Annotated in this window: 20 protein-coding genes, 1 pseudogene and 1 other annotated feature; of the genes and pseudogenes, 19 read left to right on the top strand and 2 right to left on the bottom strand. The window is 37.0% G+C overall.

Going from position 1 to position 19,890, the window contains the following annotated elements; genetic code table 11:
- The first annotated feature begins 498 nt into the window (after positions 1 to 498).
- The 14 genes and pseudogenes from MLE14_RS14800 (at position 499) to MLE14_RS14735 (ending at position 14,228) form a co-directional block, all read left to right on the top strand.
- Positions 499 to 912, top strand: a complete 414-nt coding sequence (locus MLE14_RS14800; RefSeq protein ID WP_243299192.1) for a CBO0543 family protein — start codon at positions 499 to 501, stop codon at positions 910 to 912.
- A gap of 247 nt (positions 913 to 1,159) precedes the next feature.
- Positions 1,160 to 1,368, top strand: a binding site (T-box leader).
- A gap of 43 nt (positions 1,369 to 1,411) precedes the next feature.
- Positions 1,412 to 2,659, top strand: coding sequence for a tyrosine--tRNA ligase (gene tyrS / locus MLE14_RS14795; RefSeq protein ID WP_243299191.1), 1,248 nt, complete (start codon positions 1,412 to 1,414; stop codon positions 2,657 to 2,659).
- A 50-nt stretch (positions 2,660 to 2,709) separates the two neighbouring features.
- Positions 2,710 to 3,312, top strand: a complete 603-nt coding sequence (locus MLE14_RS14790; protein ID WP_243299190.1) for an FMN-binding negative transcriptional regulator — start codon at positions 2,710 to 2,712, stop codon at positions 3,310 to 3,312.
- 54 nt (positions 3,313 to 3,366) lie between these two features.
- Positions 3,367 to 3,459, top strand: a pseudogene (locus MLE14_RS14785) (class I SAM-dependent methyltransferase); the annotation flags it as partial.
- Between the two features lie 164 nt (positions 3,460 to 3,623).
- Positions 3,624 to 4,322, top strand: coding sequence for a response regulator transcription factor (locus MLE14_RS14780; protein WP_243299189.1), 699 nt, complete (start codon positions 3,624 to 3,626; stop codon positions 4,320 to 4,322).
- Positions 4,309 to 5,310, top strand: coding sequence for a sensor histidine kinase (locus tag MLE14_RS14775; protein ID WP_243299188.1), 1,002 nt, complete (start codon positions 4,309 to 4,311; stop codon positions 5,308 to 5,310). Before MLE14_RS14780 ends, MLE14_RS14775 begins: the two co-directional genes overlap by 14 nt.
- Positions 5,311 to 5,401: 91 nt before the next feature.
- Positions 5,402 to 6,085 carry an ABC transporter ATP-binding protein gene (locus tag MLE14_RS14770; RefSeq protein ID WP_243299187.1) on the top strand — a complete coding sequence of 228 codons (684 nt, stop codon included), beginning with the start codon at positions 5,402 to 5,404 and terminating at the stop codon, positions 6,083 to 6,085.
- Positions 6,082 to 8,694 carry an ABC transporter permease gene (locus MLE14_RS14765; RefSeq protein ID WP_243299186.1) on the top strand — a complete coding sequence of 871 codons (2,613 nt, stop codon included), beginning with the start codon at positions 6,082 to 6,084 and terminating at the stop codon, positions 8,692 to 8,694. Before MLE14_RS14770 ends, MLE14_RS14765 begins: the two co-directional genes overlap by 4 nt.
- 594 nt (positions 8,695 to 9,288) lie before the next feature.
- Positions 9,289 to 9,786 (top strand): GNAT family N-acetyltransferase, encoded by a 498-nt coding sequence (locus MLE14_RS14760; RefSeq protein ID WP_390628944.1) that lies wholly within the window; start codon positions 9,289 to 9,291, stop codon positions 9,784 to 9,786.
- A 66-nt stretch (positions 9,787 to 9,852) separates the two neighbouring features.
- A complete protein-coding gene (locus tag MLE14_RS14755) occupies positions 9,853 to 10,311 on the top strand; it encodes a hypothetical protein (RefSeq protein ID WP_243299184.1) in 459 nt (152 codons plus the stop codon).
- 30 nt (positions 10,312 to 10,341) lie between these two features.
- Positions 10,342 to 10,848 carry a GNAT family N-acetyltransferase gene (locus MLE14_RS14750; RefSeq protein WP_243299183.1) on the top strand — a complete coding sequence of 169 codons (507 nt, stop codon included), beginning with the start codon at positions 10,342 to 10,344 and terminating at the stop codon, positions 10,846 to 10,848.
- A 55-nt stretch (positions 10,849 to 10,903) separates the two neighbouring features.
- Positions 10,904 to 12,025, top strand: coding sequence for an alanine racemase (locus MLE14_RS14745; RefSeq protein WP_243299182.1), 1,122 nt, complete (start codon positions 10,904 to 10,906; stop codon positions 12,023 to 12,025).
- 310 nt (positions 12,026 to 12,335) lie between these two features.
- A complete protein-coding gene (locus tag MLE14_RS14740) occupies positions 12,336 to 13,370 on the top strand; it encodes a DUF3231 family protein (RefSeq protein WP_243299181.1) in 1,035 nt (344 codons plus the stop codon).
- A gap of 390 nt (positions 13,371 to 13,760) precedes the next feature.
- A complete protein-coding gene (locus MLE14_RS14735) occupies positions 13,761 to 14,228 on the top strand; it encodes a hypothetical protein (protein ID WP_243299180.1) in 468 nt (155 codons plus the stop codon).
- Positions 14,229 to 14,415: 187 nt separating this feature from the next.
- Here MLE14_RS14735 and MLE14_RS14730 read toward each other — a convergent pair whose 3' ends face one another.
- Entirely contained in the window at positions 14,416 to 14,568 is a 153-nt protein-coding gene (locus tag MLE14_RS14730; RefSeq protein WP_243299179.1) for a hypothetical protein, read from the bottom strand.
- Between the two features lie 328 nt (positions 14,569 to 14,896).
- Here MLE14_RS14730 and MLE14_RS14725 point away from each other — a divergent pair, with 328 nt between their 5' ends.
- The 5 genes from MLE14_RS14725 to MLE14_RS14705 all read left to right on the top strand — a co-directional run bounded on the left by MLE14_RS14725 (position 14,897) and on the right by MLE14_RS14705 (position 19,058).
- Complete coding sequence (locus MLE14_RS14725; RefSeq protein WP_243299178.1) at positions 14,897 to 15,469, top strand: GNAT family N-acetyltransferase; 573 nt, start codon at positions 14,897 to 14,899, stop codon at positions 15,467 to 15,469.
- 257 nt (positions 15,470 to 15,726) lie between these two features.
- Positions 15,727 to 16,188 (top strand): hypothetical protein, encoded by a 462-nt coding sequence (locus MLE14_RS14720; RefSeq protein ID WP_243299177.1) that lies wholly within the window; start codon positions 15,727 to 15,729, stop codon positions 16,186 to 16,188.
- Between the two features lie 168 nt (positions 16,189 to 16,356).
- A complete protein-coding gene (locus MLE14_RS14715; protein WP_243299176.1) occupies positions 16,357 to 16,986 on the top strand; it encodes a TetR/AcrR family transcriptional regulator in 630 nt (209 codons plus the stop codon).
- Between the two features lie 25 nt (positions 16,987 to 17,011).
- Positions 17,012 to 17,179 carry a DUF2197 domain-containing protein gene (locus MLE14_RS14710; protein ID WP_243299175.1) on the top strand — a complete coding sequence of 56 codons (168 nt, stop codon included), beginning with the start codon at positions 17,012 to 17,014 and terminating at the stop codon, positions 17,177 to 17,179.
- Positions 17,180 to 17,441: 262 nt separating this feature from the next.
- Positions 17,442 to 19,058, top strand: a complete 1,617-nt coding sequence (locus MLE14_RS14705) for an ABC-F family ATP-binding cassette domain-containing protein (protein WP_243299174.1) — start codon at positions 17,442 to 17,444, stop codon at positions 19,056 to 19,058.
- 548 nt (positions 19,059 to 19,606) lie between these two features.
- Here MLE14_RS14705 and MLE14_RS14700 read toward each other — a convergent pair.
- Positions 19,607 to 19,890: hypothetical protein (locus MLE14_RS14700; protein WP_243299230.1), on the bottom strand; the 284-nt coding region annotated here is incomplete at its 5' end.

The raw sequence follows: 19,890 nt of genomic DNA, 5'->3' as shown, positions 1-19,890 counted from the left end.
CCCTTTGGACATACCTGTCTAAAGGGGTGTTTTTTTAAAATTAGTAGCCTGAGTTAAAGAACAATGAGTAATGATCAAAAACTACTTTTTTGAACTAGAGAATTAGAAGAAAGCTTGCCTCCTGTAGACGTACGTGTTCTGAAGAGAGATAAGAAGAGAACATATATTCAATAAGAAGAAAAATCCCTATAGAATCAACGTTATAATTGTTTATGGCAATGTGTAAATGAAATTTAGTAATCAGATAAAACTAATTGGAAAACTTCTAATTAGTTTTTTTGGTAAAAAGTTAAACCAAGGGTAAACATAAGAATATCAATAAGTAGGTATTTTCTGCAAAATTTTTACAAGAAAAAAAGGAACTTAATATTGCTTAAGAAAAGTTATAAAAAAATAATATGGTTTTAGAAAGGATGCACTTAAATTGGAGAAAAAACTTCTAAGTCTGTTAACAGTCTATGTATTGTTGCTTTTCCTTTTTTATTTAGAGGTTCAAAAATGAGGGAAAATCTGCTCATATTCTTTTCTAAAGGGGTATTGTCAACACTGATAGACGCTTATGTTGTAGGGTCAAAAAAAATTTCGTATCCCTGCCGTCCTTTTCCAAAAACTTTTAATACCAACATTATATATGACATGCTGTTCTTTCCGCTTTTAAGCGTAATATGGGTGAAAATATCAAGTAATGATAAATTGGGTATGATTCTCCTGAAAAGTTTGATATTTAGTGTTCCGATGAGTTTAGGTCAATGGTTATTCGAAAGATACACCGGTTTATTTGAATGGAAAAAATGGTCGCCACTGCATACTTTTGCAAGCGTAAATTTTACTTTATTTACAATAAGAGGTTTTGTTGCTCTTACAAGTGGCTTGGATAAATTAAAGAATGAACAGATTAATGTAACAAAATAAACCGATTATTAAAAGGCTGATTATGAAAAAAGAACAGAAATTAGAGGCTGTTCTTTGGAGTAACTCTTCAGTGAAGAACGCCTTAGTAAAGCTAACATGTTTTAAACATAAAATATTAACTGGTTGGCGGCTCAGTCGCTAGGAGGGAATTTGCTCTCGGTATAGCGTTCAATAACAAAAAAATAATAAAAGTAAGTATTGAAATTAAATTCCGACTTGGATAGAATATACAAAATACGAAATATTGAATAAAGTAATGACAGGATTCAGTAGTTTTTTATCTCCCTGGTTTAGAGAGCTGATGGTTGGTGAAAATCAGTCCAAAGATAAAAGCGAATTACCTCCTTGAACTTTCCTTGTGAACTTTAGTAGCAAGGAACGGCCGAACCGTTATAGACCTAAGCGGAAGAGTGTCTCTTCAAGTTAGGGTGGTACCGCGTTTTCCACGTCCCTTTTTTAGGGGCGTTTTTTTATTTTATCGAAATGGAGGAGAGAAACATTGAGTCATTTTTTTGAACAGTTGTCTCATCAGCAAAAAAAAGAAGTTGAACGGCAGTTTGAGATATACAAAAACGGAGTTCATGAGATTATACCAGCGGTGGAGCTGAAGTGCAAAATTGCCCAGTCACTAGTAGAAAAACGTCCTTTAAGAATAAAACTCGGATTAGACCCAACTGCACCAGATGTTCATCTTGGCCATACAGTAGTCCTAAATAAACTGAAGCAATTTCAGGAGAATGGACATATAATCCAGTTAATTATTGGGGATTTTACCGGGAAAATCGGAGATCCAACAGGTAAATCTGCTGCAAGAAAACAACTAACGGATGAAGAAGTAAAACATAATGCAAAAACATATTTTGAACAGTTTAGTAAAGTGCTGGACATGGAAAAAGTAGAGCTCCATTACAATTCTAAGTGGCTCTCAGAGCTTCAATTAGCAGATGTGATTCAGTTATCAGCCAGCATAACGGTTGCCCGTCTGCTGGAACGGAATGACTTTTCTGAAAGGCTAGCAACTGGAAAACCTATTTCTCTGCACGAGTTTTTCTACCCGTTAATGCAAGGCTATGATTCAGTGGTACTCCAAAGTGATGTGGAACTGGGCGGGACAGACCAGCATTTTAATGTTCTGATGGGGCGGCATCTTCAGGAACACTTTCGTAAAGAGAAGCAAGTCGTTGTTCTTCTTCCATTACTGGAGGGTCTTGATGGCGTCGATAAAATGTCCAAATCCAAAAACAATTACATCGGCGTAGACGAGGCTCCAAATGAAATGTACGGAAAAACGATGTCAATTCCAGATGAATTGCTTTCAAAGTATTTTGATTTGGTCACAGATCTCCCATTAGAACAAAAAAATCAAATCAAAATACAACTTCAAGAAGGAACGCTTCATCCCAGGGATGCCAAAATGCTATTAGCCAAAACGATTGTCCGGATCTACCATGGCGAAGAGGCATCTGAGAAGGCAGAAGCGAACTTCAGGGCAATTTTCCAAAGAGGTTCACTTCCTGAAGATATTCCAATTGTTATTTGGAATGGAGAAACAGAAGTTCCGATCCTTGACTTGCTGGTGAACTTAGGGTTGCAATCATCCAAAAGTGAAGCGCGCAAGATGATTCAAAATGGCGGTGTTCGCATAAATGAAATGAAGGTAGAGGATATTCACCGGCAGGTTAAAGTAGCAGATGGAATGATAATTCAGGTCGGAAAAAGAAAATATATTAGGCTGCAAAAACAGTAAAATAAAGTACAGAGGTACAAAAAAATGGCAGGGGAATGGAGAGAGGTTTCATGTATATACCTAAGCATTTCCAAATGAAAGATGAACAACTGATTCTTAATTTTATTGAAGAAAATAGCTTTGCCACCTTGTTTTCTACAGTTTCGGGAAGTCCATATGCGACCCATCTTCCTTTACTATTAGATAGAGACGAAAACGTTTTAGTTGGCCATTTTGCCCGGGCAAATAGTCAGTGGAAGGATATTGAAAACCAAGAGGTGCTTGCTGTATTTCTTGGTCCTCATACGTATGTGACTCCTGTTTGGTATGATACAGATTTGGCAGTACCGACCTGGAATTATGTTGCAGCCCATGTATATGGGAAAGCCGAACTAATCAAAAATCAGGATGAGTTAATGGAGCATTTGCATGTTCTGGTGGATAAATACGAAGACAAAAACAGTCCATATCGGTTAAATGTCCTGGACTCAAAATTTGCAGAGGGATTAAGTAAAGGTGTGGTTGGCTTGAAAATAAACATTGAGAAAATAGAAGCGAAAGCAAAACTGAGTCAAAACAAGTCAAAGGAAATTCAAGAGCGGATCATTGAGCACTTAGAGCAATCAACAAGTGAGAATAGCAGGAAGATAGCAGAATGGATGAGAGGTAACTGATTATAAAATTATGAAGCAAAAGGAAGTTTGACTCTTTAAATCAGGGAAAGGGGTATGAAAAACATAATAGATTATTATAGCCAATTTGATGAATGGGGTAGGCTTGAGTGTGAGCCAATCGAATTTCAAGTGAATTGGCACTATATCTAAAAATATTTGCCGGTAACAGGACACATCCTGGATAATGGGGAAGGACCTGGAAAATATACGTTTTCCAGAACTGTAAAGTTAGATTATCATTACCAAATAATACTGGAATAATTCAATTCGGAAAAAACTTGATCCAATAATAGAAGTTGAGGATGACCATTATGAAACTCTTAATAGTAGAAGATGATAAAACCATTGCCTCGGGGCTTGAATATTTTTTGCAGCAAGAAAAGTTTGCAACAACGGTTTGTTATAATTTTTCATCAGCAAAACAATTATTGGAAAATGAACAATCTTCCTTTGATTTATGCCTATTTGATTTATCATTGCCAGATGGAAGCGGGTACGATTTATGCAGAATGGTAAAACAAAAGGGAGATATTCCTGTCATATTTTTAACCGCGATTGATGATGAGGTCAATGTCGTGATGGGGCTTGATATGGGAGCGGATGATTATATTACGAAGCCGTTTCGGATCCGTGAGCTGCTCTCAAGAATTAAATCAGTCCTTAGAAGATATCAAAAACAGAATACACCTCAGTCTGTACTTAAGATTGGATCACTACAAATCAATATGCATGAAGGGAAAGTATATAAAAATGGAAAGGACACATTTTTGACAGCATTAGAGTATCGATTATTGCTTATTTTTATTCATCATAAGGGACAAGTTCTTTCAAGGAATCAATTGCTCGAGCAGATTTGGGATGTAGCGGGAGATTTTGTGAATGATAATACGTTAACAGTGTACATAAAAAGGCTGCGGGAAAAAATAGAGGACGACCCGCAAAGCCCCTCCATTATCAAAACCGTGAGAGGGCTTGGCTATAGGATGGATGATACCGATGCTTCGAAATAGAGAAATTCGAACTTACCTATTAATCATGTGTACAGTTGGCGTAACAGGAACGATACTGGCAAATTTGCTTTCCTTCTTTGCCGGTCCTTTTGTTTTTATCATCTCTTTCGCATTGATTAGTACCAGTGTTTTCTTTACCAGGTGGCGGTATAAAGAGATAGAAAAGCTTTCCGGTTATTTACGGAAAATTGCAGCGGGTGATTATTCTTTGGATGTCCGTGATAACGAAGAGGGTGAGTTAAGTATTTTAAAGAATGAAATTTACAAGGTGACCATCATGCTTTCAGAACAAGGTGAGCAATTGAAAAAGGACAAAATCCGGTTAATGGATGCTATTTCTGATATTTCCCATCAGCTTAAAACGCCGCTTACTTCCATGATGGTAATGGCAGATTTACTTAGTAATCCACAGTTAACGACTGACAAAAGAATTGAATTTACGCGAAATATTGAAATTCAATTAGAGCGGATTGAGTGGCTTGTGTCTTCTTTATTAAAGCTTTCAAAAATTGATGCGGGCACGGTACAGTTTAAAAAAGAGACCGTGAATGTTCGTGAGTTAGTTTCTAATTCTGTGGAACCGCTGCTGATTCCGATGGATATTAAGGACCAAACCTTATTGATCGAGGGTGAAGATTCTACTCGTTTTATCGGAGATTTCAATTGGTCAAGAGAGGCGCTTCTTAATATTTTAAAAAACTGTGTGGAGCATACGCAAAAGGGCGGAACGATTTCCATCCGTTTTGAGGAAAATGCGCTTTTTACTGAAATCATCATTGCGGATAACGGAAAAGGAATTGGTAAGGAAGATCTTCCTTACATTTTCAAGCGTTTTTATAAAGGGAAAAATGCTAGTGATGATAGTGTGGGCATTGGCCTTGCGATGGCTCATAGTATTGTTACAAGCCAGATGGGTGACATTGATGTAAAAAGTGAACAAAATATAGGAACCGAGTTTCGGATTAAGTTTTATAAACAGACGATTTAAAACAAAGTGACTAAATTGTTATTTTCCCAGTCACTTTCTAGTCATTTTAGGCAGATATACTGAACTCATCATCACAATTATGGAGGGTACTATGGAAATTTTAAAAATAGAAAATCTGTCTAAAATTTATGGGAAGGGTGAAACTGCAGTCAAAGCCTTAGATGATGTCTCATTTTCAGTTAACAAAGGCGAATTCGTTGCGATCATTGGTCCTTCTGGATCGGGGAAATCCACGCTTCTTCATCTATTAGGGGGTGTGGATTGGCCGACTGCAGGAAAGGTGTTCGTCGATAATACGGATATGTATCAGCTCAACGAAACACAGCTGGCCATTTTCAGAAGAAGACAAATTGGCTTAATCTATCAGTTTTATAATCTCATTCCGGTTCTAACAGTTGAAGAAAATATTACGCTTCCACTGTTGCTGGATCAGCACAAGGTGGATCGGAAGCAGTTTAACGATATTGTCAAACTGCTGAATATCGAAAATCGCTTACACCATTTACCTAATCAATTATCCGGCGGACAGCAGCAAAGAGTCTCCATCGGTCGAGCTTTAATCAGTAATCCTTCAATTATGTTAGCAGATGAGCCGACTGGAAACCTCGATAGTAAAAACAGCAGCGAGATTATTGATTTATTAAAAATGTTTAATAAAACCTACAATCAAACGTTAATCATCATTACTCATGATGAACGGATTGCCCTTCAGGCTGATCGAGTGATTGCTATTGAGGATGGCCGGATTGTCAAGGATGAGGTGATTCGTCCATGAACATTGTCAACAAGGTAACCACACGAAATTTAATAAAAAACAAAAAAAGAACGATTATTACGATTATAGGGGTTATTATTTCTGTTGCGATGGTAACCGCGGTGACCACCCTCGGGACTTCTTTTATGGATTTATTCAAAAGACAGACCATTGCAAACAGCGGAGAATGGCATGTGTTATACGAGGATGTGAACAAGGCACAGCTCGAAGCAATTCAAAGTGATGAGGTCAACAAAACGACCATTATTTCAAGAGATGTAGGATATGCACAGCTTGTCGGCGGACAAAACCGGAACAAGCCTTATCTATTTATTAAAGAATTTAATAGTGCTGGCTTTAAACAATTTCCTATTGAATTAAGTGAGGGCAGACTCCCGCAATCAGACAGTGAAATCGTCATTTCAGAGGAAATCTCGGGCAATGGTAAAGTGGACTATGAAATAGGTGATAGGGTAACCCTCCTTGTGGGAGAACGAGTTTCGGATAAAAGTGAGGCAGCTTTCTTCGGGCAAAATACTCCGCTGCAAAAAGACGAAGATGGTGCAGTTATAGAGAAATTAGAAAATGTCACTTCGAAAAGCTATACAATTGTAGGGACAATTAAGCGTCCAATTTGGGAGCCGACCTGGGCACCAGGTTATACAGTACTTTCGTATGTAGATGAGGATCTAATAGGAAAAAGTGATATAGTGCAGGCATCGGTTGTCTTAAAATCCGTGAACAGCCGCTTATTTTCCCACGCGGAAGAATTTGCAAACCGACATCAAATTGACAGTGTTCAATTCAATGATGAATTATTGCGCTATTACGGTGTGATTAAAGACGATGGTTTTCGTATGACTTTATTTTCATTATCCGCAGTCATCATGCTCGTGATTATCGTTGGATCTGTCTCATTAATCTATAATGCTTTTGCGATTTCAGTCTCGGAGCGTTCGCGTCATCTGGGCATGTTGGCTAGCGTAGGAGCAACAAAAAGACAGAAGCGGAATTCCGTTCTATTTGAAGGAATGGTAATTGGTCTTATTAGTATCCCGATTGGGATTCTCAGCGGTTTAGTTGGGATAGGGATTACCTTTTCCTTTATTAATTCCATGATCCAAGGTGTGCTAGGGGTCACTGAGCAATTAACTGTAACCATGTCGCCGTTGTCAATCATTTTGGCCTGTTTGATTTCAATCTTCACCATCTTTATCTCGGCCTATATCCCTGCAAAAAGGGCTTCAAAAATTTCAGCGATTGATGCCATTCGCCAGACAGCGGATGTTAAACTAACCGGAAAGACAGTGAAAACTTCGAGATTGATTCGCAAGCTCTTTGGCATTGAAGCAGAAATTGGCTTAAAAAACTTAAAAAGAAACAAGCGGAGATATCAAGCGACAGTCTTTTCGCTTGTTATTAGTATCGTTTTATTTCTTGCTGTATCTTTCTTTACCGACAATTTAAAAAAATCGGCTGGGCTGACGCAGGATGGAATCAATTTTGATATTGAGGTTTCCGTTGGTAATGGGAAACAGGAGGAAGTGGAAACACTGTTAAAATCCATTACATCTTTAGAGGACGTAACGGAATCCAGTACTATTACTACCTTCCCTGCCGCTTCATGGATTGATAAGGATTTGCTTGCGGAACAATTAAAAAATATAGTGGATAGAGACAACAGCGCACTGGAAAATGGGAAATATCCTTTAGCTGTTAATATTCAAGCTCTTGATAATCAAAGTTTACAAGAATATGCAGAAAAAATAGGGGCAGATTACGAGCAGCTCAGAGATAGACAGAAGCTGTCAGCCATTGTCGTTGATACCACTATTTATGAAGATTATGAAGCGAGAAAATTCGTTGAAACAAAGCTCGTAGAAACAGAAGTTGGCCATAACCTGGATTTACATTATACAGACCGGGAAACAGGGGAAGAAAAACCTTTAGCTACAGTTGAAATTGCTGCTTTAACAGATGAGGTACCAATGGGAGTCGGTCAATCGGGAATTGGTAGTATTCATATGATTGTTTCAAAGGAAGCATTAAATGAGATCACAGGCAGTGAGCATGCGGCTGAAACCTATACCCAAGTGTTTCTAAAAAGTATTGACCCAATGGGAACCCAGCAAGATATTGAAGAAATGGAAAACACTATGAGCAGCGGGCATTTGAGTGTATACAATGTATATCAGCAAAGACAACAGGAAGAACAAATGATACTAATTTTGTCCGTCTTTACTTATGGATTTATTATTTTAATCACTGCAATCTCGGTTGCCAATATCTTTAACACAATTTCAACGAGTATCTCTTTAAGAAAACGCGAATTTGCCATGCTAAAGTCGGTCGGTATGACACCGAAGGGCTTTAACAAAATGATAAACTATGAAAGTATTTTTTATGGAGTGAAAGCAGTGCTCTATGGCATTCCTATTAGTATAGCTGTCATGTATATGATCCATCGATCTCTAATGGGAACCTTTAGCTATTCATTTACAATTCCATTGGATAGTCTTGTTTATGCAGTATCGGCTGTTTTTGTCATCGTCAGCGCAGCGATGCTATACTCAAGTGCAAAAGTCAAAAAAGAAAATATTATCGATGCTTTAAAACAGGAAAATATTTAAATAGTGGAAGGCATGCAAGGGGTGGTCCTGCATGCCTTTATTTAATAAAGGAATCAAATGTATGAAAACTGAATTTAGTAAATGGCGTGAACGGCACATAAACGGTGCAGAACGGCACATAAATGGTGTGGAACGGCACATAAACGATGAGGAACGGCACATAAACGGTGCGGAACGGCACATAAACGGTGTGAACGGCACATAAACCGTGTGAACGGCACATAAGTGATGAGGAACGGCACATAGACGGTGCAGAACGGCACATAAACCGTGTGAACGGCACATAAACGATGAGGAATGGCACATAAACAGTACGGAACGGCACATAAACACCCGCGGAACCCACATCGCATTGCCAGGATCAATTAAATAAGGCTCTGGTGTAAATATTAAGTTATCCGCCTTTAAATCATAAGGAGTACTGACAAAAGGAATACCGGAATTTTATAATTCTTCCTGGTGCTGTACGATTTGTACGAATTTTTCCTTCATAAATATAAATCAAGTTTTGATAACTTGGAAAATATTCAGTCTATTCATTATAGGATAAAATTGGTAAACTTATAGTACCTTTAGTACCATTTCGTAAGAGAGGTGCGTACCTTGCTTTGGTTCGAAACGATTGATTTGACAAAAGAACGTACTAGAGTCATAGAGTTTCGCAAGGATTCCTTTAAAGAGAGTTTCGGGAATTCATCAGATTTTGACGAACACGACTATCTCATATGGCTGCAAGAGCAGGTTAAAAATTTCCCGGACGGATTTGTGATGGTTGAGGAAAGAGGAAAAACAATAGGACAGCTAGAACTCTCTATTAGATCCTTTCAGGGAAAGGATATTGGATACGTCCATCTTTTTTACTTAATCCCCGAAAAAAGGGGACTGGGTCTCGGAAAAGAGTTATATGCTTATGCCAATGAGTTTTTTAATAACAATAACGTAGAGGAATTTCATTTAAGAGTTTCTCCTACAAACGTTAGAGCTCTACATTTTTACCAAAAAAACGGTATGGTAGAGGCAGGGACCGAAGTAAATGGAAAAGTTATTCGGATGAAGGGTTCATTATATAAGAACGATCTAAAGAATTTTTGAGATAGCCTTAGAAAAAGCTCTATAGAAATAGATGATTTAAGAATAGAAACAACGGGGGTGGTTAAGGTGAATTTCCGGGACTTATTTAACTGGAATGGAAATATTTATTTAAATACCATTGTAGAATCAGAACCTTGCCATTTAACGGTTTATGTAGATCGATGCAAAGTCAGTGATCAGAGTCAGGATTTAACGTGGGGAGAACAAGTTATTCACGATGTTAGGCCAATTGTGGTAGATGAGGGTCTCCCCATTTTAAAGGTTGACTTCAGCACGTACATCTCTTATTCCGTATTAAATGAAACTTATTTTCCTTTCAATAATTATGATGTATTTGAAGGCAGCTGTTTTAAAATTGCCAAACAATCCAGGTACTTTGAATACATTCTCTCTCAAACTATGGCACATCACATTCACCCTAACAAACAACATGTTCATTACGGAATTTATTGTCTAAACCATATCATTGATGTTATTTCATATGAAGAGCCGCTAGTTTGTGAAGTGAGCAGAGATAGCTTTTAATATAGCAAACTTTTATAAAGGAGAGACAATATGGGTACATATATCCTAACCACTGACCGTCTTAAGTTAAGAGAAATGACAAAAAATGATGTGCAAAACCTAATGGAAATCTTTTCGGATCCAGTAGCAATGAAATATTATCCTTCTACCAAGGACGAAAAAGAAACGATGAGCTGGATTGAGTGGACGATAAACAACTATAAAAACTACGGAGTGGGCCTTTGGATTGTGGAACATAAAGAAACGGGACAGTTTCTTGGACAGTGTGGAATAGTTCCGCAAGAAGTCGATGGTAAAATCGAAATGGAAATTGGCTATTTGTTTGTAAGGCGTGAGTGGGGAAAAGGCTACGCAACTGAAGCCGCTGCCGCTTGTAAAAAGTACGGATTTGAAAAGCTGAACCTTAAAAAGATTATTTCCTTACCTGATGTCAATAATACACCTTCTGCAAAAGTGGCGGAGCGAATTGGGATGAAGGTAGAGAAGACGATTCATAAATGGGGAAAGGAAGTATTGGTTTATTCGATTACAGCCTAGTCTTTGTAAAACAACGGTAAGAAATAGAGAGTAAAAGCATAAGGAGGACAAAAAAATGCCGCAAGCAGGAAAGTCGATTTACGAACTTGACACTCCGACACTCCTTCTGGATAAGGATAAGTTAGAATCAAATATTGCCGATATGGCTAGGTTCGCTAAGGACCATGGGCTAATGCTAAGGCCACATATTAAAACCCATAAATCTGTACACATAGCAAAATTGCAGCTGGAGGCAGGAGCTGCCGGTATTACAACAGCTAAAATTGGCGAGGCTGAAGTGATGGCTAATGCCGGAATCAAGGATATTCTGATTGCCTATCCGATTGCAGCTAAAAAGAAGGTTAACAGACTCATAAACCTGCTTGATCAGGGAGTACATTTGAAAATTGCCGTAGATAATCATGAGCAATTGGAGTTATTGGATCAATTAATGTCGCAAAGTCCACACCAGTTGGAAGTGTGGATCAAGGTAAATTCAGGCTTGAACCGATGTGGGGTGGAGCCTGGAAAAGAAGTTGTTAAACTAGCAATAGATATTACATTAAAGAAGAGTCTAAAGCTCGGCGGTATTTTTACACATGCAGGCCATTCTTATGCGGCTCCCTCTATGTCAGAGATTGAACAGATTGGATTATTGGAAGGGAAGGCTGTTGCTGAGAGTGCGGAAGCTTGTGAGCGGGAAGGAATTCCGATTGCCGTCCGCAGTGTCGGCTCAACCCCAACCTACAAAGTAGCTGGTAAAGTAAAAGGAATTAATGAAGTGAGACCGGGAAATGCCGTGTTTTTTGATGCGATTCAAACCGGTCTCGGGGTAACCGACATTGACCGTTGTGCGTTGTCCGTATTAGCGACTGTAGTAGGGAAGTATCGAAATTCGAGACTTGTTTTGGATACTGGCAGTAAAGCACTTTGCTTAGATCAGGGGGCACATGGAAACAAAAGTGTAAAAGGCTTCGGACATGTTATTAGTCATCCGGAAATTACAATTGAAAGATTATCAGAAGAACATGGTGTTGCGTCTATTGATGGGGAAACTCCCTTAGGTTTGAATGATGTAATCCAGATTATTCCAAACCATGCATGTCCAGTTGCCAATTTATTTGATCAATATGTAGTACATCAAAATGATAAGGTCGTGGGGGTTTGGGATATTGAAGCACGCGGAAAGGTAACGTAAAATAGACGACTCTAATTTAAGAAGAACTGCTGCTAGGAGAAAATTATAAAATAGCATGTTAATTTAAAGCCTAAATCTAAAAGTGATTTAGGCTTTAATCTATTTGTGCAAAGGTATTGGAGTTTTTAGTAAAAATAAGCTCACAATAAACAGCCTTGATAATGACTTTCTTACTAGATTCTGATATTAACTTCATAAGCTGCTCGTATTCCGGATTCCACGGCACCTTCGTTGTAGGAAACATTTGAGTTCAGAATATGATTGGGATAGGAGGAAAATAATAAGCAAAAAAGAAATGGAGGAGGTTGCCATGCATACGATTAAACCAATTAAATTAAGTTCAAATAAAACAAATACTACCGAAAAGCTAACATCGGCGGAAATGGCTAAACTGTGGGCTACTTATATGGGGAACAGCATGGGGAAATGCATTATAAGCTATTATCTCCAGCACGTTGAGGATAAAGATATTAAAATATTATTACAAAATGCCTTACAACTGGCAGAAGAATTATTAAACACAATTAAAGATATTTTCAATAAAGAAAATTTCCCTATTCCTCAAGGCTTTACGGAAGAGGACGTAAATGTAGGTGCTCCTAGGCTGTTTGAAGATGAATTCTATGTTCATTACTTGAAGTATGCATCAAAAGCAGGAATGAGTATTTATAGTATAGCTATACCCCTTGTTTATAGAAAGGACGTTAAAGAATTTTATAGGTATTGTTTGAACTCCACAATGGATTTAATGGAACAAATCAATGAAATATTAATGAATAAAGGGTTTATTATCAAGCCCCCTTTAATTCCAGTTCCTGAAAAAGTGGAATTTGTTCATGAAAATTTTTTGAACGGATACTTTGGATATGTACGACCTTTGCACGCAATGGAAATTACTCATCTTTACGATAATATTGAAAATAATATGACGAGTAAGGCACTAATTACAGCGTTTGCCCAAGTAGTAAAGGATGAAAAGATTCGGAAATTGTTTGAAAGAGGAATAAAAATAACAACCAATAATATTGAACACTATATGCAAAAAATGCATGATGAAAATTTGCCAACACCATCTTTTCTGGACCATTTAGTGACAACATCTACCTTTTCTCCTTTTTCTGATAAGTTAATGCTATTTCATAAGATGGATATGTTTTCTATAAAAATTAGAGCATTTGGAAATTCAGTAGCGGTAAATGGAAGACATGATTTAGGGCTAGTCTACATGAATGCCTTTATGAAAAATTCATCTTTTGTGCAAGATGCAGCAAAAATTATGATTGAGAAAGGCTGGTTTGAAAAAGCACCACAAGCAGTTGATAGAGAAAAAATAATTTCTGATTAGTTACTTTTTTATCCACCTGTATAGTTAAATCTTGTAATTCTTGAGGTTGTAATAAGGATTTTCTATGAAAAGGAATAAGAAAATCATGACGTAATTTTTAAAATTGTTAGCTTTTGGCTTTATTTATAAACGTACCGGAAGAAAGATCGCCAAGGGAGTCGATCTTTTTTCTTTTATTTTTTCGTCATACAATTCTTTTCATAAAAATGCTTGTAGGCTTTATCTCATCTTCTGCATGAAATTGGCTTCTCCAGCGATAAAAAGGGCATACTCCATTTCCTCCTCATACCAACTAACCGGGAATTCCAGCATGTTTTTTAAATGTATCAAAATGGATAAACTAAAGTTATAAAGAGAAAGATAAGAGGGAAGAGGGAGGATTATAAATCAATGAAATTACAATTGATACTGAATATTCTAATGGTCGTACTATCATGGATGTCATTACCCTTATTGGGTTCACGAAATATAAAAAGATTTCTTCCTGCTTCAATACTTATAGTTCTTTTAGAAGCTGTTAATGTTCAAATTGGGAGAAGGAGAAAATGGTGGATTTTTTATAACAAACCCAAATCATATTTTACAGGAGAATTTCCCTTTAATATAGGTCCTCATTTAGTTGGATCAATGTGGATTTTAAAATGGACATACGGGAATTTTAAATGTTTCATTTTACTTAACGCCATAGTTGATGCTTTCTTTTGTTACATAGTCCCAAGTTTTTTAAAACGAGTAAAAATTGCTGCGTTACATCGGATTAATAATTGGCAATTTTTCCTTTATATATTCCATAAAGCATTTATTTTATATGGAATTCAATATTTTCTTGAAAAGAAGTTTAATCAGACTGCCTTATAATTCCCAAAAATGTGAAAAGCCCTTCTTTGGTGAGAAGGGGCTTTTTGATCAGCTCATTATTAAGGGTTAATACTTCGGATTTATTTTACTTTATGGAGATTCCATAATCCAACCTTTTTCTCCTTGAACAACAACAAAAGGTCATCACTTAAAGTACTACCAAATACTGAACTTAAGAGTTTATGGGTTAATCATCATTTTTATCAATTTTTCCATCGTTCCCCTTGTCAAGACCAGTTGCATTATTAACTGTCTGGAATATTAAGTTTAATCCCTGATCCATGGTATTCATTGATTCGGATTTTTGGCCAATATCTTTAGATTTTTCTTGTTTTTTCATTTTAGAAGAACACCTCCTAAAAGGTAGGATTGGTAATAAACAAGCAAATATTCACTGCGCATAGTGTGTTTGGGCCAATTATTTTAATTCCTGCTTTTATACTTGGATATTTATATGACAAAAAGAGAAAAAGAATTTATATTGTACTTATAAGGGCAGAAGAAATTACTTAGTAAAGTAACTATCTGAATGAGAAAATAGTACAACTGCAATTGAGAACAGTAATATGGACGACAATACTAACTTATAATGAAAGTCTGCAATTGCAATCAATAAACCAAAATGTGCAACACTGATGAAATTGAATTATAACTGGGAGAGGTTTGTTATGGCGGAAGTAAGCGAATTTCCAATACTTGAAACGGATAGATTGATATTAAGACAAGTAACTAAAGATGATGCGAGCAGCCTATTAAAGTATTTATCTGATCAAGAAGTAATGAAATATGTTGGATTAGAGCCTTTTAAATCCATTGAAGACGCATTGGATGAGATTTCGTGGTATCAATCTATATTCGAAAAGAAAACAGGAATAAGATGGGGGATTACGATTAAGAACAACGGAGAAGTGATTGGCAGTTGTGGTTTTCTTAAGGTGGTTTCACAGCATTACCGTTCTGAAATTGGTTTTGAGTTAAGCAGAGAATACTGGGGAAAAGGAATAGCAAGTGAGGCATTTGAAGCGATTATTAGGTATGGATTTGAAGAGATGAATTTACAAAGGATTGAAGCGCTGATAGAACCTCCTAATATACCTTCGCAAAAATTAGTAGAAAGACATGGGTTTATTAGAGAAGGACTTTTGAGAAATTATGAGTTTACTGGCGGAAAATTTGATGATTTATATATGTATTCATTGTTAAAGCAAGACTTCAATAAAACAAATAATTTCAAATTGTGATCGATTACGTTTAAATAAGATGCCCTGGTCAATAAGAATTAATCTCCCTCATCAACCTATAATTGTTAATGCCCTTCCTTGATTTAGAAAGGGTTTTTTTTGGTCTAAGCATTGGCGAAGCAGTTCTAATTAGTACATTCAATTTGTACTTCGTGTTTGTCTAACTAAGGGATCAGTATTTCATATTTCTGCTTAAAAATGGGGAAGAATACTAAAAGAAGAGTAGGACAAAATCATTATCAAAAAGGAATCTTTTTATGATTGGACTTATCATTGCCATTATCCTTTTTAATATTGTTGCATTCGCTACCAATAAACGCCTTACCATAAATCAAATTGTACATATTTGGGTATTTACCGGCTTTTTTCAGGGTCTGGCTGATTTATATATTGACCAGAAATATCATGGGTATTGGTACTTTTCAAAAGATATTGAATGGGCATCTTTACTTAGCATAACCGTACTTATACCGCCAGTAAATATGATGTTTTTAAATTGGTACCCTTTTAACGCCTCATGGTTAAAAAAGACTTTATATTTTATATATTGGCTGATATTTATGTTGGCTTATGAATTAATAGCATTGCTCCCTGAACCTTGGGGCTATTTTAATTATGGCTGGTGGAGCTTGTGGTATTCATTAATTGTAGATCCCCTCTTACTATTCATTGTGTTAAGCTATTATAAGTGGATTTGTAAAATTGAACATAATCCATAACAAAGCATCTTAATTAAAGGAAAGTGTGCTTAAGTGCTATAAAGAGATCATGATTAAAAATTTTCATTAATTGTGTACTTAATAAGAAGTATTTGCAGCCATTAGAACAAATCAGCGTCTAATGGTTTTTTATTTGCAATTTTAGTACGACTGTACTAAAATTTAGTCATGAGTAAAAATAATAATACAACCGTTAAAAAACAAATGACTTTTATTGAAGAAGCACGCAGAGCTCAAATTGTGGAATATGCGATCGAGACAATTGCAGAAGTGGGTTATGCACAGGCATCATTAGGTGAAATTGCAAAACGTGCCAAAATAAGTAAGGGGGTTATTTCTTATCATTTTTCAAACAAAGAGGAACTTCTTAAGCAAGTGGTGGTTGACTATTACTTAGCTTGCCAATCCTTTATCCTTCCGCAAATTCAAGCTCAATCGTCACCGAAAGATATGCTTAAGAGATATATTGAATTGAATCTGAGATTTGTAGATGAAAATCGCAAGCATGTATTCGCTGTTATAGAGATTGTCTCTAATGAGAGAACCGATGATGGAAAACTTCGGTTTGCAGCAGAACATGATGAAACTATTTTCCTTCCAATTAAAAATATTCTTCATATGGGTATGAAACAAGGAGTTTTCCGAGAGCTCTCCCCTTTATCGGTAGGGATCATGGCATCAACAATCAGGCATGCCATAGATGGGTTCAGCATTGAATTAATGAGAAATCCACACTTGGATGTTATGGCCTATACTCAAGAATTAGTGACCATCTTTGATAGAGCAACCAGTAAGTAATTACCTTGCTGAGAGGGGACATACAATGTTTTATTATGAAGTCCATTGTTATAGCTGTAAAAAAGTATACAGGGTCTATGAAGGAACAAAAGAATATAAACATTACAAGAAAAAGCGCGAAAAGGGAATATATTGTTGTGAAGATTGTAGCCATAACATAAGAATTGAAGCTATTAAGAATTTTTTTAGATAGTATGGCATAGTTGATTCCTTAATCGCTCAAAAAAATAGATATTAAGATAATCAAAAAGAGGACCATCATTGGATGGTCTTTTTGTAGCTGGGAAAGATTAAAATGCTCATTTTTTTCCTATACTGGTAATCGTGTGTATAATCGTAAAGCATTTGAGTACAATATATTGTTTATTTGAAGTAGTTATAAGTTCCAGTGACGATATCACGTAATTCTGTGGTACAATCGTTGTTGAATAGCTTGACGGAGGAGATAAAAAAATATGATAACTGTAAGCAATGTAAGTCTTCGCTATGGTGACAGAAAATTGTTTGAAGACGTTAATATAAAATTTACCCCTGGCAACTGTTATGGTCTCATTGGAGCGAACGGAGCAGGGAAATCCACCTTTTTAAAAATATTATCTGGCGATATTGAACCGCAAACTGGTCATGTATCGGTCACACCTGGTGAGCGTTTAGCCGTACTAAAACAAAACCATTTTGAATACGAAGAAAATGAAGTCATTCAAACGGTTATTATGGGGCATGAACGCTTGTATCAAGTGATGCAGGAAAAAGATGCAATTTATATGAAGCCCGATTTTACGGATGAAGACGGAATGAAAGCAGCTGAATTAGAAGCTGAATTTGCGGAGCTTAACGGGTGGGAAGCTGAATCGGAAGCAGCGATTCTATTAAAAGGTCTCGGAATTGGCGAAGAACTTCACAATAAGAAGATGGCGGATTTGTCTGGTTCTGAAAAGGTAAAAGTATTACTGGCACAAGCTTTGTTTGGCAAGCCAGATATCTTGTTATTAGATGAGCCGACGAACCACTTGGACATCCATGCAATCCGGTGGTTAGAAGAATTCTTAATTAACTTTGAAAATACTGTAATTGTTGTTTCCCACGACCGTCACTTCTTAAATAAGGTATGTACTCATATGGCGGACCTCGATTTCGGAAAAATCCAGATTTACGTAGGGAACTACGATTTCTGGTATGAATCGAGTCAATTAGCTTTAAAAATGGCCCAGGATGCCAACAAGAAAAAAGAAGAAAAAATTAAAGAACTGCAAAGCTTTATTGCCCGCTTTAGTGCAAATGCATCTAAGTCCAGACAGGCAACATCCCGTAAAAAATTATTAGATAAGATTACGCTAGATGACATTAAACCATCGTCAAGACGTTATCCGTATGTTCATTTTGCGATGGACCGTGAAATCGGAAATGACTTACTGCGGGTTGAAAATCTAACTAAAACCATTGATGGCGTTAAGGTGCTGGATCAGGTCAGCTTTATAATGAATAAGGATGACAAAATTGCCTTTGTAGGGAAGAACGAGCTGGCAATTACAACTCTTTTCAAAATTTTAATGGGTGAGATGGAACCGGACAGCGGGTCCTTTAAATGGGGAGTAACCACGTCTCAAGCCTATTTCCCAAAAGATAACTCAGAGTACTTTAATACGGACCTGAACCTTGTAGATTGGCTCCGTCAGTTCTCACCGAAGGACGACAGCGAAAGCTTCCTTCGCGGCTTCCTTGGAAGAATGCTGTTCTCCGGAGAAGAGGTTTTGAAAAAGGCTTCTGTTTTATCAGGTGGAGAAAAAGTTCGCTGTATGCTGTCTAAAATGATGCTAAGCGGAGCAAATGTGTTAATTTTAGATGAACCGACGAACCATTTAGATCTTGAATCGATTACAGCACTAAACAATGGCTTAATCAATTATAAAGGATCAGTCTTGTTCACATCCCATGACCATCAGTTTGTTCAAACGATTGCGAACCGTATTATTGAAATTACTCCAAACGGTTTAATCGACAAGCAAATGACATATGATGAGTTCCTTGAGGATCAAGACGTACAAAAGAAAAGAGAATTAATGTATCAATAATATGTGATTATGGTGTGAAACCTCGTGTTTCACACTTTTTTTGTGGCTGTTGTCGGGTGAGGAGCCGCTGAAATGCCCTCATAAGGGGGATGAAAGACAAAAATGGATGAGAGAGCCGGTGAAATGTCCATCATAAGGGGGATGAAAGACAAAAATGGATGAGAGAGCCGCTAAAATGTCCATCATAAGGGGGATGAAAGACAAAAATGGATGAGAGAGCCGGTGAAATGTCCATCATAAGGGGGATGAAGGACAAAAATGGATGAGAGAGCCGGTGAAATGTCCATCATAAGGGGGATGAAGGACAAAAATGGATGAGAGAGCCGGTGAAACGTCCATCATAAGGGGGATGAAGGACAAAAATGGATGAGAGAGCCGGTGAAATGTCCATCATAAGGGGGATGAAAGACAAAAATGGATGAGAGAGCCGCTGAAATGTCCATCATAAGGGGGATGAAGGACAAAAATGGATGAGAGAGTCGTCGAAAGGTCCTTCATAGAGTCTCTAAGGGCCAGAAATAAGTGAAAAGCATCGCAAAGTATCTTTTTTAGAAGATCTCATGGCCATAAATAAGTGACAAACAGCCAAAATGTCCTTCATATAGGATCTCAAGGCCTAAATTAAATAAAAGAACAGCAGAAGTCTCCTTGAAAACCAGCCTTATAGCTAAATTAGGAACAGATGCAACTAAAAAGTCATTTATAGGGCTTGTCAAGAAAAGTGTGTAAGTTATTCTAGATATTTCTTCACACGTTTCTTCAGGTGGTCGTGAACTAATAGTTGATTCATGATCATGGCCCATTGTTGGATGTGTCCACCTTCCCATTTCTT

Source organism: Bacillus litorisediminis (assembly GCF_022808645.1).
Lineage (GTDB): Bacteria > Bacillota > Bacilli > Bacillales > JC228 > Bacillus_BF > Bacillus_BF litorisediminis.
This window is presented reverse-complemented; position numbering and strand designations above follow the sequence as displayed.